Source organism: Methanobrevibacter filiformis, from assembly GCF_001639265.1.
In the GTDB taxonomy this organism is placed as follows: domain Archaea; phylum Methanobacteriota; class Methanobacteria; order Methanobacteriales; family Methanobacteriaceae; genus Methanacia; species Methanacia filiformis.
The window spans coordinates 1-14,064 of sequence record NZ_LWMT01000261.1; the positions used below are offsets into that span (position 1 = coordinate 1).

A 14,064-nucleotide genomic window follows, 5' to 3' on the forward strand; every position below is an offset into this window, starting at 1 on the left:
TATTTATTAATTATAACTATTTTAAACATTTATTTTTTATAAAAAATATGTATTAATGACTTACAAATATTTTAATTTATTTTAATTAGATATCTATTTTTACAAAAAATAATCGTTGCACAGCCTAATATATTTAAAAAAATAATAGTATAATTACTATACTTACTATAATTTTTAATGGAGAATATTTTCATGATTGCAGTTACAAATATGTTTGGTAAAAATCAAACTACAATTCCTAAGGAAATACGAAATAGATTGAATTTAAAAGGAAACATGCTTATCGAATGGGATGTTAATGAGAAAAATGATGTCATTTTAAGATTTAAAAAGAAATACACAGAAGAAGAATGTGATATTTTCTTTGAACACCTAGATAAAATCAGAAATGAAATGGATCAAGGCAAAAAGGTAATTGTAGATGTTGAAAAAGTCCTCAAAGAAAGCTGAATATTATATTGCACTGTCTTGTGAATTCAATATTTCCCTTGAAAAATTAAAAAAAGAACAAAGGATTTTACTTAGAAATATATAAAAAATTCGCTAAAATAAAAGAAAATCTATTTAATGGAAAACTATTATCTAATAAACATAAAAATCATTTCAGTGAATGAATTCGAAACTATAGAATCATTTATGAAATTAATGGAGAAGAAATAAAAATATTAAATATTGGATCAAGAGATAAAATTTATAAAATAAAATAATATTTATATAAACATTTGTTGGAGTAATCCTTTTTTAAATTCTTTTGTATTCTCTAATTCAATAGCTATTTTATCTAGTTTATTATCTAAATTTATTAGAAAATTAGCTATTTTTTCTTGTTCTTCAAATATTGGAAGTTTTATAGGTATTGTTTCTAAAGAATCATTGTTAAGTGTAATACCTTTTGCTGCTTGAGAACCATATTTTTTCATATTAATGGAATTTAAATAATAATACATATATTCAGTCAAAACTGAAGATGAATACCATTGAAAGTTACAAATAGCTTCATTAGTGTACATGTCTCGATTTAAAATAGCTAGTCTCCCAATAGTTAGTTTGAAACTCATAATTAAAGAACCTTTTTTTACCATATCTTTATCATTAGAACCTTTTTTTGTAATTTGCTTAGATGTATGATCTAAATATTTTCCTTTTTTCATATCAGCAATAGATAACCAAGGAATATCTCCTTCATCCCAATTCGATGAGTTATTTGTTGATGGAGTAAATCCTTTTTTTACTGCTGCTATTTTACCTAAAGATATTTTTTCCCATTCAGGATAATTTTCATCATTAGCATTTTTAAATCTTAATTTCTGTGCGAATAACTGTTGCAAACAAAACTTCTTAAAATCCTTAAAAATATCTAATTTCTTTTCTAAAAGGTTTATTTTCTCATCTACTTGTGTTAAGAAGTTAGCTATTTTTGTCTGCTCTTTGATTTTAGATAATGGAAATTTAAAATTTTTCATATCTCTTTGAAAAATATGTGGAATGCTACTTCCTGACTTCAATACATATAATAATCTAAAAAAATAGTTAGAATTTAAAATTTGATAAAAGTAGCTTGGATTAACTAGATTATTTCCAAATCGAACTAACATCATAGTCCCATTAATGGTTGCTTCTACTTTTAGATTTTCAATTAATGCAGGATTACCTAAGCTACCATCTTTTGAAAAAATAATATCTCCGTTTTCCAAAGCTATTTCTTCTGATTCTTTATACCGTTCATAAGAAATATGATCACATTTTTTCCAATGAATCACCCCATTATGAATATGTTTACCTGCAATTAAATACGGTCCATCTTCAGTATACTCAGATTGTTTTAAGTTTTTCCACCCGATTCTTCCTTTAATATAAGCAATTTCCCCTAATTTTTTCTCTTCCCAATGGTCTGAAAATTCTGGAAATCGCAATTTTGGTGTGTTGTTTTTTGACATTATTTTACACCTGAAATATTGGGTTTTATTCCTAATTTGTAGCATTCTTGCATTTTATCACTGCTTTTTATTATACATTTATATATTATTATTAAATCGTGATTTTTTATTATTTAAATAAAAAAGTTTAATTTTTTATTTTAAAAAATATTTATTTTTTGGAATATCTTTTGATCAACTTAATTTATTAAGTTAAAAATCTTTGATTTCTTTTGATCTCGCTTTTAAAAGTTTGGACTAATAGCTTTAATGTAAAAATCTAGTTCTTTTTCTTCTAATTTATATATTAGCTTAATTAATGGCTCTAAATTATTGTTAGTAGCATATTCTTCCAAAACATTGTAATATTCAGATTTATCTTCTACTTTAATAGATATTGGTAGAAATCCACTTTTTATTAATTGATAATTCATTATAATTCTAGAAGTTCTGCCATTACCATCTATAAATGGATGTATTTTAACAAATTCGCCATGGGTATATGCTGCAATAGCTATATTATTATAATCATTTTTTTTTAAAGTTTTATAAAATTCTTCTAACTCATAATTAGCTATAAATGGGCTTGGAGGTTTGTGTTTTGCACCAGATATTACAACTTCAACATCACGATAAACACCACCCTCTAGTATGTTTTCCATTAAAATTTTATGAATATTTTTTATAATAGTTTCATTTAATATTTCATTCTCATAAATGCATTCTTTCACATAATTCCATGCTTTATCATGATTTACAACTTCATATATTTCTATTAGTTCTTTTGAGCCAACAGATATTTTATCTTCAAGTATTATTTTAGTTTCAAGTAATGTTAGTGTGTTTCCTTCAATTGCAGTTGAATCATGGGTAAAATTAATTTCAAAATTAGTAGTGTATTTTTCTAATAGAATTTTATCTAATTTATCAATATTATTTTTAACAAAATCTCTTTTTTCAATTAAGCTATTGTAGTCCATGATTTAGTTCCTTATTTCAATTTTTAAATATATTTTGTAAAAAATAATCAATATTTATCTTAATATTAATTAGTAATATTTAATCTATAATTTTTAATATATATTTTTTATTACTAAATATACTAAATATAAATATATGGATAGTCTCCATATTAATGAAAAAATACTTAAATTATACTACTTAAAATTATATCATATTCAAATTATATTTCTACTATACTTAGATATCATGTTTTGTTAATACATGATCCTTAATCAATAATATTTTAATCAATTATTATACTATATTTTAATTCATATATTTTAATTATTTACTAAATTATCTACTAATTATTACATATATTAAAGAATGAGGGTGAATCAATGTATTTTAAAGTTAAAAATGAGGCAATAGCTATTTTAAAGAATTGTCTTGATAAATTAGGTTATGAAATTCCTGATGAAATTAAATTAGATAATCCAACTAATCCTGAACTTGGTGATTTCGCATCTACCATTTCCTTTGAACTTGCAAAGGTTCAAAAAAGGTCTCCAATGGAAATAGCATCTGAAATTATGGGAAATATAGAAATAAAGTCTATTTTTCAGAAAATAGAAGCAAAAGGACCATATATAAATTTTTTCATTGATTATTCAATATTTGCAAAGGAATTGCTTAAAACAATCACAAAGGACTATGGTCAATTAGAAAAAACAGGAAAAAAGATCATACTAGAACATACTTCTGCAAATCCTAACGGACCATTACATATAGGGCACATTAGAAATGCTATTATTGGGGATTCACTTAAAAGATTATTAACTATTGCTGGAAATAATTTAGACACTCAATATTATGTAAATGACATGGGAAGACAAATAGCTATTATAGTATTTGGAATAAAAGACTTAAAATTAGAATTAGATCCTAATTTTAGTGAAAAAATCGATCATCAAATTGGAAATCTATATTTTAAGGCAAATCAGAAGTTAAATGAAGAACCAGAATTAAACACAAAAGTAGGGGATTTAATCAAGACTTATGAAGCAGGAAAAGATTCTAAGCTTAATATTGTATTTGAAAAAGCAGTTGAAGACTGTTTAACTGGAGTAAAGGAAACATTACATAAACTTAATATTGAACATGATGAATTCGTTTGGGAAGGTCAATTTGTTAGAAATGGAGAGGTTAATAAGATTGTAGATGATTTAATAGCTACAGGTTATACAAAGAAAGGTGAAGTATTAATTTTAGATCTTTCTCAAGATTTCGGAATAGAAAAAGAGTTAGTTCTTAGAAGATCAGATGGCACATCTCTCTACTCAACAAGAGATCTTGCATACCACAGTTTCAAATCAAAACAGGGAGATGTTGTTTTAGATATTCTTGGTGCAGATCATAAGTTAGCTATTGATCAAGTAAGTGTGGCATTAGAATTGATTGGTGAAAAAGCACCAGAGGTAGTGTTCTATGAATTTATTAATTTACCTGAAGGCTCAATGTCAACAAGAAGAGGAGTTTTTGTATCAGTTGATGATTTAATAGTTGAAGCAATTACAAGGGCAGAAAAAGAATTAAAAACAAGACGACCAGAACTTACTAATAATGAACTTTTAAAAATAGCTGAAGAAATAGGAATAGGTGCTATAAGATATTATATTGCTAAATTATCTCCAGAAAAACATATCACGTTTAAATGGGATGAAGCATTAAGTTTTGAGAAAGGATGTGCATCAATACAGTATGCTCATGCAAGAGCATGTAAATTACTTGAAAAATCCAAAAAAGCAAATGATAATTTAGAAATAGCTATTGATAACATTGATGATGAGGAATGGGACTTAAATAAAGCAGAAACAGACCTAATCAGAATCCTTGCAAAATTCCCTCAAGTAATTTCAGAATCTGCTAAAATCAGAAGAATTCACTTAATTGCACAATATGTACAAGACTTATCAAGTGCATTTAATAAATTCTACAAATCAGAACAAGTAATAAATCATGAATATGAATATTATCGTCTATTACTTGTGGATAAAACAAGGATAACAATAAAAAATGCATTAGACATTCTTGGAGTAGTTGCACCAATAACTATGTAAAACATTAGAATATTTTGGTATAAATAGATAGATGGTGGATAATTTATGTATACTAAAGAAGAACTTTCTAAAATTCTTAAAAGTATGGCTATAGCACTCGGAGCATCGGATGTCGGAATAGCTACTATTGAAACTTTAAAAGGAGGTCCAAAATCAACAGAATTGAATTCAGCATTAGATGGGGCAAAATCAGCAATTGTTTTTGCAGTTCCATTTAATCAAGATTTAATAGAACCATTTTTAGCTAAAGAAGATTTTGATCTTAATGAAAACAAGATAAAAACAACTACATTTGCAGGAGGAATATCTTTAGAATTAGCAGGTTTTCTAAATCAGATGGATTATAATGCTGTTCCAGTAGCACCTAACTTTATTTATAGGAAAGATACTCCAAATGGAATAAGAGATCGAAAACCTATTGTTTCACATAAATATTTAGCTGCAAGAGCTGGAGTTGGATTTTTTGGGCATTCTGGACATATATTAACTAAGGATAATGGGTCTGCAATAGCTTTAAGTTCTGTTGTGACTGATGCAGAACTAAAAGCAACTGAACCTATTTCAAAATCAGAAAATTATTGTGATGAATGCATGCTTTGTAAAGCAGGATGTATTCCAGGTTATATTTCAAAGGCGAAAACAAAAGTAAAAATTGGAGGGTTTGATTTTGAATATCAAAACCCTAAAAGCCATTGGCGTTGTATACTTGTTTGTGGTGGTGCAACAGGACTTCATCCATCAAAAAAATATTCAACATGGTCACCAGGACGATTTGATATTCCACAAGAAGATATTGAATTTGAAGCACTTCGAGAAAAAGCTATGCCTGCATATGTTAAAAGACCTAAAAAAGATCCTGTATTCTATCATCCAGGAGTACCTGAACATAAAATGCAGTATACATGTAGTACCTGTCAACTTATATGTCATCCTGATAAAAGTGTTAGAAAACATAGGTATAAACTATTTAAAAATAGTGAAGTGATTTTTGAGGATAAACTCGGAAATCGAAAGCGTGTATCTCCTGATGAAGCAGAAGAAATCATTAAAAACATGAGTGAAACTCAAAAAAAGTTATATACTTAAAAATGATTATTCATTGTACTTTATATCTTAATTATCTTAATGTAAATAATTTTCAATAAATAGTATTAAATATGATTGTTTTAGTAATACTAATATAAAAAAATAATTAAATTGAATTAAATTGATTAATATCTAATATATTTTATATATTTTATATATTTTATATATTTTATTGTATAATCTACATTTTAATAACCAAAAACTATATAATGATAAAAATCATATCAAAATTAAGCCCCTTTTAAAATAAAATTAAAAATAAAATAGTTAGACAATAGTTTTTAGAATTTAGAAAAACATGAGGTTTCTAAATCATTATAACTCTTAGATTTCCAAGATTTGTTTTAAAAATTTCAAAAATTAAATTATAAAACATACAATATGGTGATAAATATGTCTATATTCAACGTAATAGAAAAAAGAAGAAGTATAAGAAGCTATTTAGATGAAAATGTAAATGAAGATGATTTGAAAAAAATAGTAGACACAGGTAAAATTGCTCCAATAGCTGGTGAATTCCAAATAACTGTGGTTCAAAATAAAGATTTAATCCAAAAGATCAATGATGTAGCACTTGATACTATGAAAAATTCTGGAAATGAATTTTTAGAATCTAGAGCTGCAATACCTGGGTATCAACCATTATATGGAGCTCCTACTCTAATTTTATTATCTGCTCCTGAAGAAAATATTTATGGTGCTTTAACAACATCTGCTGCAGCAGAAAATATTATTCTTGCAGCTACAGCATTAGAATATGGTACTTGCTATGCAATAACCCCAACATTACCATTTATAAGCCCTGCTGGTGATGAAATAGCTAAAGAATTAGGACTTCCAGAAGGTTTCAAAGTACTTATAGGAGTATTAATTGGTAAAGCAGATGAATCTGAAGAAATAGCTGAAAGAGCAGAATTAGATAATATTAATTATGTAAAATAAGGAAATTTGATTATTAGTTTTAACAAGTTTCTTAAAAAGAATCATTGTAGAAATAATCATATTTATTAAATTTTCGATATATTTAATATGTTAATTTATTATTTTAACTATTTACTAATTTTTATTCTATATTTTAAATAAATCTTTGTTTTATTTAATAATAAACCTTAACAGCTTCTTCTAAATCATTATAAAGACCAAGAGCTGCAAGTGCACCTATTTTTCCTTGATCTCCAGTAATAGCTATTACTTGTATGTTTAATTTATCTGCAACATCTTCTGCTTGCTTAACAGATACCATTGAGGTTTTAGCTTTCATAGAGTAATCTCGCAATTCTTTTGGAATTTTCAGACCTTTTAAGATAGCTATTGATGTTTTATCAGATAAAGTATTCTCTTTTAAAAGCTCAGAGATTCTTTCAATTAAACTATCTACTTCGCTACTTAAAACTGCAAAAGTTAAAGCTATGGAAACACAATTTTGAGTTTTATGAGGATTGTGAGGATATAGTTGAACAATAACATGATCTAAGTATTCAAAGCCTTCTTTTTTTAGTTGAACTCCAATATTATGAGCCATTGTCCAAGTAGCGCCTTCGTCTTTAGTATCGGTATCGTCAATCCCAATAACTACTTTCTCCATTTTAGGAGTGATAACTGCAGCTTTTCCAAGTTTAGATCCTCCTCCAGTGTCCATAAGCTCAATGTAATTAACACCTTCAGCCATTCCGCGACACATACATGCTCCAACACCAGCACCAGCAAGTCCTGCATGAGTTACTTTGACTTCATTATCTATTACTTTAACTTCTTCGATTCCAGCAGCATTGATACTTGCTTTAAGATTTAAAGGATTTTTACCTATTTTTGTTAGGAAAACTTGCTTATTGCCATCACGATAAGCATTTAAAATAAGGTTACTAGTGTTTTTGTATTGATGAACTATCCAATGAGATCCTGAAATACATGGGTGATACTCCACAATTTCTACAAGATCATTATCCACCATTGTAATAACTTTCTCATATGGGGCAACCCAAGTATCAGTGAATCTTTCTTTTAAATCTTTTCTTTTTAAAATTTCCATGAAAAATCCAGCTATTAAACTAATTGTTAAATTTAAATCTCATCTAAACGTTTGCACATTTTAATTGCAGCTTCAACTGCTTTTTTACCATAATCAATTCTTTTGTGTGCATCTAACCTTGTCATCCCTGGACCACTTATTCCAAGTGCAACAGGTTTTTCATAGTCAAGAGATAAATCAGCTATTTTACGGGAGGCATGTTGAGCAACAATCTGGTCATGTCCAGTTGCTCCCTCAATAACAGCTCCAAGAGTAATAACTGCATCAATATCTTCTTTTTCAAGTAATTTCTTAATAGCTAAAGGCATGTCAAAAACACCAGGGACAGTTACTACTTTAGTTATTTCAGAGTCTCGTATTTTAGCTTCTTCTTTTGCAAGTTCAAGCATCATATGTGTGATGTCATAGTTAAATTCAGCTACAACAGCACCAATTTTATATTCTACCATAATTCTTCCTCGGTTAAATCATTATTTATTTAGATTACCATAGCCACAAAGTAAGCTACAGCACTTAAAACCATAATTGCAACTATAAAAATAGCTCCAAATTTCATAATCCAATTCATATTATATTCCTCCACTAAATTTAATACACTGATTTCCCAAAATCTCCACATGGGTACTTAAATTTAATATTTATACGCTGATTTCGCAAAATAGAAAATTTTGCAAAATCTCCCATAAGTACCTAAATCAGTTTTTATGGCTTCAAAAAGGATTTTGAAAAAATTTTTTATTTTTTCGAAATCAGTGTCTTAAATTAATAATATATTAACTATGAATTTTATCATATATTAAAATATTGATTTTTAAAAATAGCTATGTAAATTGACTTAACTCTTCAATTGAATAAATAAGCTTTTCAACATCTTCTTTAGTATTATACACATGGAATGATCCCCGTACTGTTCCTTCATTGGCTCCAACAGATTTAAGTCCAGGAATTGCACAGTGAAAACCACTTCTAAGGCAAATATCATCTGTTTCATCTAATATTTTACCCACGTCATATGGGTTAAGTCCATTTATGTTAAAAGAAACTATTCCATGAATATTATTGGGATTACCATAGATAGTAACATTTCCATTTGCTTGTAAGCCTTTATATAGCATTTTTGTAAGATTATTTATATGATTTTCAATTTTTGGAATTCCAAAGTTTAATAAATAATCAATACCAGCATTTAAACCTATAATTCCGCCGATATTCAGTGTTCCACCTTCAAATCTAGAAGGAGGTTCTTCTAACTTGAAATTTATACCATTAACACTTGTTACTGTTCCACCACCAAGGTTGGAAGGTTTAATTTCCTCAGACAATTCTTCTTTTAAATATAAAAATCCTGTTCCAGTAGGTCCAAGTAATCCTTTATGCCCAGGAAAAGCCATGAAATCAGGATTTAACTTTTTAATATCGATCTCAGTGTGACCTGCTGATTGAGCACTATCAACAAGGACAAGCACATCCATTTCATGAGCTATTTTTATTATTTCTTCAATATCTTGAATTGATCCAAAAGCATTAGTTATATGACTAATAGCTATTAGTTTAGTGTTTTTATTAATTAAATCACTAATAGAATCAGGTTCTACTACATAATTCTTTGCTTTAGCTATTCTAATATCAATTGACTTATTTACCCATGGAATAAAGTTAGAATGATGTTCAATATTTGAAATTATGATGTTATCTTCTGTATTGAAATTTAAACCATTAGCTATTAAATTAATGGCTTCTGTTGTGTTTTTTGTGAAAATAATTTCTTGGGAGGCAGTATTTAATAATTTAGCTATTTTTTCTCGTGTTTGTTCTACTTTGTTAGTTGATTTAATAGCTATTTTGTAAGACCCTCTACCTGTATTTGAGTTGTAGTTTAAATAATAATCATTCATTGCATCTACAACTGGTCTGGGAGTTAAACTAGTACTAGCAGAATCTAAATAAGTAATATCATTTAGTATTGGAAAATCTTCAATTAATCTATCTCTACTAATCATACTATGCTCCACTAATTGTACTATTGTCCATTTAGCTATTATCCACTTAGTTATTATTTATTTAGATTATTAGTTTTAAATTTCATTATATTTATCTATTACTTCATTTGCAAGATCCATTGTAGAGGAATTTCCACCTAAATCTCTAGTTAAAACTTTTCCTTCTTTTAAAACTTCTTGAATAGCTAAATCTATTTTATGGGCTTCTGTGTTTAGTCCAAGATAATCTAACATCATACCTGCAGATAGAATCATAGCTATTGGGTTAGCTATTCCTTTTCCTGCTATGTCTGGAGCAGAACCATGGACTGGTTCAAACAGTCCAGCATCCTCACCAATATTTGCAGAGGGTATAAGTCCAAGTCCTCCAACTAAACCCGCTCCTTCATCAGATAATATATCACCAAATAAATTGGTGGTTACAATCACATCAAATGATTCTGGTCTTGTTAAAAGGTACATTGCTGTTGCATCAACATAGAAATCTTCTTTATCTATTTTGGGATACTTTTCAGCAATATTGTAAAAGGTTTCTTTAAATAATCCATCAGTTTTTTTCAATACATTAGCTTTATGAACACAAGTAACCTTAAATCTATTATTTTCCATTGCATAATTAAATGCATAGTTAATTATCCTTTCAGAAGCTTTTCTACTTATAATTCTTTTTGCTACAGCTCCATCTTCAATGAATTCTTCTTGACCTACGTATATTCCCTCTGTATTTTCCCTAACTATCATGAAATCAAGATTATCAAATAATGAATTAGTATTAGGGTATGATTTAACAGGTCTAAGGTTTGCAAATAAATTCATAACTTGTCTGAGCCGAACAATAACATCTGCTGCTGTTTCACCTGCAGCACCAAATAAACAAGCATCAGAAGATTTAACAAGATCAATTGTCTCCTTTGGAAGTGCAATACCATACTTTTCAAAGTACTCATCTCCAGCTTCACCAAACTTATAGTCAAATTTAAGACCAATTGAGTCTAAAACATGAAGTGCAGCGTCCATTACTTCTTTTCCAATTCCGTCTCCAGGTATAATAGCTATTTTATTCATTGGTATCACAAATAAGTAAAAATGATTATTATTTTTATAATTTAAGTATTAGTTAGATTATTATTTTTATAAGTATTAGTTAGATTATTATTTTTATAATTTAAGTATTAGTTAAACAATTAAATTTTTATATTAAATTAAATTTGTTTTTAATGATATTTATTAATTTCTACTTTAAAATACTAATAATTCTTAAAAATTAGTAATAATTAAAATAAGTTAATTAAAATATTTAATAGAAATTATAAAATGATTTCTCCTTTATCTCCATCTACCTCAACTTCAAGATCAGTTAATAATGTATCTGATGATGTAGGGGAGTCTACCATTGGAATATTAGACATTATAACGCCTGTAGCTATTATTGGCTCAGCTTTAAGACATATAATGGCTTTTGGTGCTGTGTTATTCTTTTTCATTTGGAATATTACATAAGAACCTACTGTTGAACCTTTACCACCAGGAATAAATAATATTTTATCTTTTATTGATTGACCATTAAGTTCATGGTTTTTATCAATCACTACTCCTGTTTCTGGATCAACACCACCTAAAAAACTAATAGGTTCATTACTTACAATCAATTTTCCTTTAGCTATCCCTTTTGAAATAGATCTGCATTTTATTATCATTATATCTCTCCATTAGTATTTCCCTTAAACAACTTCGTTTTTCATAACCTCACGAAGTACTGATGTTGCATAGGAACCTTTGGTTATTGAAAACTCTGTTAAAATCCCCTCATCCGTTGCTGTTGCTTTAGCATCCCATAATTTAAATCGCATTGCTCTTCTTATTCCATGACTTCCAAGTTTAGGAGTTTTTGGACATTCAAAATCTTCTTTTTTCAATCCTTCATCATCTAAAACTTTTTGTTCTAATTCTCCAACCTTTCCCTCTCCCAAGGGCACTTTAGTCCCAAAAAGTGGAGATGTAGGGCTTGCTTCAAAATTATCAATCATTATTTGAAGTTCTTCAGGTGTTTTGTCATGAATCCAGTGTTCTTCCTTATCAATTACTATGTCACCATCAACATATTTGTCAATCCCTAGCTTTATTCTGTTGCTTACAGCTTTGTTAAATAAATAAGATTGATAAGCATTAACAAACATTCTTTGAAGAGGTTTTGGAAGAGCATAAATAGATTTCATATAAGAAATTTCATCAAGTTCTCTTTTTTTCAGTTGAGATAAAAGTTCTCTAAGCATAATTCTTTCATATCTCATTCCATTAGGCATTAATTCATAAGTTTTCTCAATATCTCCAGTATCATAAGCTGCTCTAGCTATTTGAACTTCTTCATTTTCTCCAGAGTATGGATTTCCAATGTAAAGCCTTACAGCTTCTTTAATGTCGTTCTCTACTAATGCTTTACCTATTTTATGAGTATTTGTTCTTGGTTTTCCGAATCTTTGCCATCCAAAGTAATTAGGAACACCAGTACGCTCTAGAGTTTTAAAAACATTGTTTGCTATTTCGACTCCTGAATCAATATCTTCAATATCTCTTATTAATATTTTAAATTTATTTCCAATAAGTTGACCCATTCTAAGTTTTTTTCTAGCTCTTTCAACTTTTAAAAACTCTGTATTCCTGATTCTGTCTTTTAAAGCTAAGATTTGGTCTAATTGTTCATCTGAATCTATGTTACTTATGCATATCCATTGGCGAGTAACAGCTCGTTTGTCTTTCATTCCTGCAAAGCCCATACGCTTTCTACTTATGTGTAAGTCTCTGGAAATGTCCATTAAAACATCTAAAGTTGTTCTTCCAACTTTCTCTATCCATATCCATATGTTTGGACCTTCTCCAAACTCAATACTTTCTGATGGGATTTCTTCAACATAGAAATCTTCATAGCTATTCCTAATTGTTCCTCCAATTCCTTTTTCTTTTGTAACATAAGTTTGAGCATTAAGCATTAAAGTTCTCCTAAATCAAGGTTAATAAAAAAAGTAGGTTAAAAATGCCCTGACCGGGACTTGAACCCGGGGAATAGGATCCGCAGTCCTACGTGTTATCCAACTACACTATCAGGGCAGGACTGATTAATTAAAGTAATATTTATTAAAATAAATTATTTTTATAATACAATAGACTTAGTATAATATTTATTATTAGGTATAACATCTATAAAATTGTAACATTTATAAATCTAGTATTGATAGTATTTAATATTTATCATAATTTATCATAATTTACCACAAATATAATAAGAAGTTATAATCTCCAAAATGCCTATTAACTGTACTTATATTCTCTGCTATTTCAATATCTCCCCGAGAAGCTAATACTGTTGAGTTAATTTGATTCATTTCAGCTAATAAGTAATTTTCACTTGTAGTTTCATTTAAAAATCTTCCAATCATGATTCCAACTGATTTTATAGATTCATCACTGTTGTTATTTGATTTTAAAGTATCCATAGCTATTTCTAAAACAGGCTTATTATTTTCGTAAGGTTTAGCTGAGAGCGATTCCATAATATCTTCACTATTATAAGATACTGATCTTTCTTCAATAGTTAAAGGAATATCTATGTTATTAATAGTAGTAAATAGCATTAAAGATAATACTATGATAATCATGGCGATTAAAATATCAAATATTGATATAAAGCCATTATTATCCTTTAAAATATTATCATTATTATTAGCACTATTATTAGTACTATTAGCACTATTATTATCATTATTAGTACTATTATTATATTTCATTGAATTAGTATTACTATTATTAAATAAACTAAGATTAAATAATAAAATTTTCATAAAATAACTTGGCTGTGCAATAATTAATTTTTCAGTTGATGGATGACAGTGAATTTTCTTAGTTGTGGTTAGATTGTAAATTATTTTTTGTAGTTTTTTTTATTTGTTGTCTATGTTTTTCATTGAATATCTATT

Annotated in this window: 13 protein-coding genes and 1 tRNA gene; 4 read left to right on the forward strand and 10 right to left on the reverse strand. The window is 27.8% G+C overall.

The features are described 5' to 3' along the window. The first annotated feature begins 192 nt into the window (after positions 1 to 192). The gene (locus MBFIL_RS08115) at positions 193 to 450 is read left to right on the forward strand and encodes an AbrB/MazE/SpoVT family DNA-binding domain-containing protein (protein WP_066973387.1); all 258 of its coding nucleotides are present in this window, start codon (positions 193 to 195) and stop codon (positions 448 to 450) included. 260 nt (positions 451 to 710) lie between these two features. On the opposite strand, the gene MBFIL_RS08120 is transcribed toward MBFIL_RS08115, so the two are convergent. Together MBFIL_RS08120 and MBFIL_RS08125 are read right to left on the reverse strand one after the other, a co-directional pair. Beyond that, positions 711 to 1,937 (reverse strand): restriction endonuclease subunit S, encoded by a 1,227-nt coding sequence (locus MBFIL_RS08120; protein ID WP_066973389.1) that lies wholly within the window; start codon positions 1,935 to 1,937, stop codon positions 711 to 713. A gap of 224 nt (positions 1,938 to 2,161) precedes the next feature. Continuing rightward, complete coding sequence (locus tag MBFIL_RS08125) at positions 2,162 to 2,896, reverse strand: Fic family protein (RefSeq protein ID WP_066973391.1); 735 nt, start codon at positions 2,894 to 2,896, stop codon at positions 2,162 to 2,164. A 363-nt stretch (positions 2,897 to 3,259) separates the two neighbouring features. On the opposite strand from MBFIL_RS08125, the gene argS reads away from it, so the two are divergent. From argS to MBFIL_RS08140, 3 genes are all read left to right on the forward strand, one after another. Continuing rightward, positions 3,260 to 4,978, forward strand: coding sequence for an arginine--tRNA ligase (gene argS / locus MBFIL_RS08130; protein ID WP_066973393.1), 1,719 nt, complete (start codon positions 3,260 to 3,262; stop codon positions 4,976 to 4,978). A 45-nt stretch (positions 4,979 to 5,023) separates the two neighbouring features. Further along, on the forward strand, positions 5,024 to 6,064 hold the full coding sequence (locus MBFIL_RS08135; protein ID WP_066973395.1) for an epoxyqueuosine reductase: 1,041 nt from the start codon (positions 5,024 to 5,026) through the stop codon (positions 6,062 to 6,064). 393 nt (positions 6,065 to 6,457) lie between these two features. Continuing rightward, positions 6,458 to 7,006: a nitroreductase family protein gene (locus tag MBFIL_RS08140; RefSeq protein ID WP_066973398.1), complete on the forward strand. Its 549-nt coding sequence runs from the start codon at positions 6,458 to 6,460 to the stop codon at positions 7,004 to 7,006. A gap of 154 nt (positions 7,007 to 7,160) precedes the next feature. Here MBFIL_RS08140 and mmp11 read toward each other — a convergent pair whose 3' ends face one another. The 8 genes from mmp11 to MBFIL_RS08180 form a co-directional block, all read right to left on the reverse strand. Then, complete coding sequence (gene mmp11 / locus MBFIL_RS08145; RefSeq protein ID WP_066973400.1) at positions 7,161 to 8,093, reverse strand: methanogenesis marker protein 11; 933 nt, start codon at positions 8,091 to 8,093, stop codon at positions 7,161 to 7,163. 32 nt (positions 8,094 to 8,125) lie between these two features. After that, positions 8,126 to 8,542, reverse strand: a complete 417-nt coding sequence (ribH, locus tag MBFIL_RS08150) for a 6,7-dimethyl-8-ribityllumazine synthase (protein ID WP_066973402.1) — start codon at positions 8,540 to 8,542, stop codon at positions 8,126 to 8,128. Between the two features lie 372 nt (positions 8,543 to 8,914). Further along, on the reverse strand, positions 8,915 to 10,093 hold the full coding sequence (locus tag MBFIL_RS08155; RefSeq protein WP_066973404.1) for a cysteine desulfurase: 1,179 nt from the start codon (positions 10,091 to 10,093) through the stop codon (positions 8,915 to 8,917). A gap of 75 nt (positions 10,094 to 10,168) precedes the next feature. Continuing rightward, complete coding sequence (locus tag MBFIL_RS08160; RefSeq protein WP_066973406.1) at positions 10,169 to 11,158, reverse strand: isocitrate/isopropylmalate family dehydrogenase; 990 nt, start codon at positions 11,156 to 11,158, stop codon at positions 10,169 to 10,171. A 242-nt stretch (positions 11,159 to 11,400) separates the two neighbouring features. Further along, a complete protein-coding gene (locus MBFIL_RS08165; RefSeq protein WP_066973413.1) occupies positions 11,401 to 11,787 on the reverse strand; it encodes a DUF126 domain-containing protein in 387 nt (128 codons plus the stop codon). Between the two features lie 27 nt (positions 11,788 to 11,814). Further along, positions 11,815 to 13,080, reverse strand: coding sequence for a tRNA pseudouridine(13) synthase TruD (truD, locus tag MBFIL_RS08170; protein WP_066973408.1), 1,266 nt, complete (start codon positions 13,078 to 13,080; stop codon positions 11,815 to 11,817). A 45-nt stretch (positions 13,081 to 13,125) separates the two neighbouring features. After that, positions 13,126 to 13,198 (reverse strand) — tRNA-Arg (locus tag MBFIL_RS08175). A gap of 158 nt (positions 13,199 to 13,356) precedes the next feature. Continuing rightward, complete coding sequence (locus MBFIL_RS08180) at positions 13,357 to 13,929, reverse strand: hypothetical protein (RefSeq protein ID WP_066973411.1); 573 nt, start codon at positions 13,927 to 13,929, stop codon at positions 13,357 to 13,359. Positions 13,930 to 14,064 lie beyond the last annotated feature (135 nt).

What these genes read in the sequence shown, in the direction of transcription:
- MBFIL_RS08125 (WP_066973391.1), bottom strand. Translation starts at nt 2,896, where the DNA reads ATGGACTACAATAGCTTAATTGAAAAAAGAGATTTTGTTAAAAATAAT.
- mmp11 (WP_066973400.1), bottom strand. Translation starts at nt 8,093, where the DNA reads ATGGAAATTTTAAAAAGAAAAGATTTAAAAGAAAGATTCACTGATACT.
- MBFIL_RS08135 (WP_066973395.1), top strand. Translation starts at nt 5,024, where the DNA reads ATGTATACTAAAGAAGAACTTTCTAAAATTCTTAAAAGTATGGCTATA.
- MBFIL_RS08140 (WP_066973398.1), top strand. Translation starts at nt 6,458, where the DNA reads ATGTCTATATTCAACGTAATAGAAAAAAGAAGAAGTATAAGAAGCTAT.
- MBFIL_RS08155 (WP_066973404.1), bottom strand. Translation starts at nt 10,093, where the DNA reads ATGATTAGTAGAGATAGATTAATTGAAGATTTTCCAATACTAAATGAT.
- truD (WP_066973408.1), bottom strand. Translation starts at nt 13,080, where the DNA reads ATGCTTAATGCTCAAACTTATGTTACAAAAGAAAAAGGAATTGGAGGA.
- ribH (WP_066973402.1), bottom strand. Translation starts at nt 8,542, where the DNA reads ATGGTAGAATATAAAATTGGTGCTGTTGTAGCTGAATTTAACTATGAC.
- argS (WP_066973393.1), top strand. Translation starts at nt 3,260, where the DNA reads ATGTATTTTAAAGTTAAAAATGAGGCAATAGCTATTTTAAAGAATTGT.
- MBFIL_RS08180 (WP_066973411.1), bottom strand. Translation starts at nt 13,929, where the DNA reads ATGAAAATTTTATTATTTAATCTTAGTTTATTTAATAATAGTAATACT.
- MBFIL_RS08115 (WP_066973387.1), top strand. Translation starts at nt 193, where the DNA reads ATGATTGCAGTTACAAATATGTTTGGTAAAAATCAAACTACAATTCCT.
- MBFIL_RS08120 (WP_066973389.1), bottom strand. Translation starts at nt 1,937, where the DNA reads ATGTCAAAAAACAACACACCAAAATTGCGATTTCCAGAATTTTCAGAC.
- MBFIL_RS08160 (WP_066973406.1), bottom strand. Translation starts at nt 11,158, where the DNA reads ATGAATAAAATAGCTATTATACCTGGAGACGGAATTGGAAAAGAAGTA.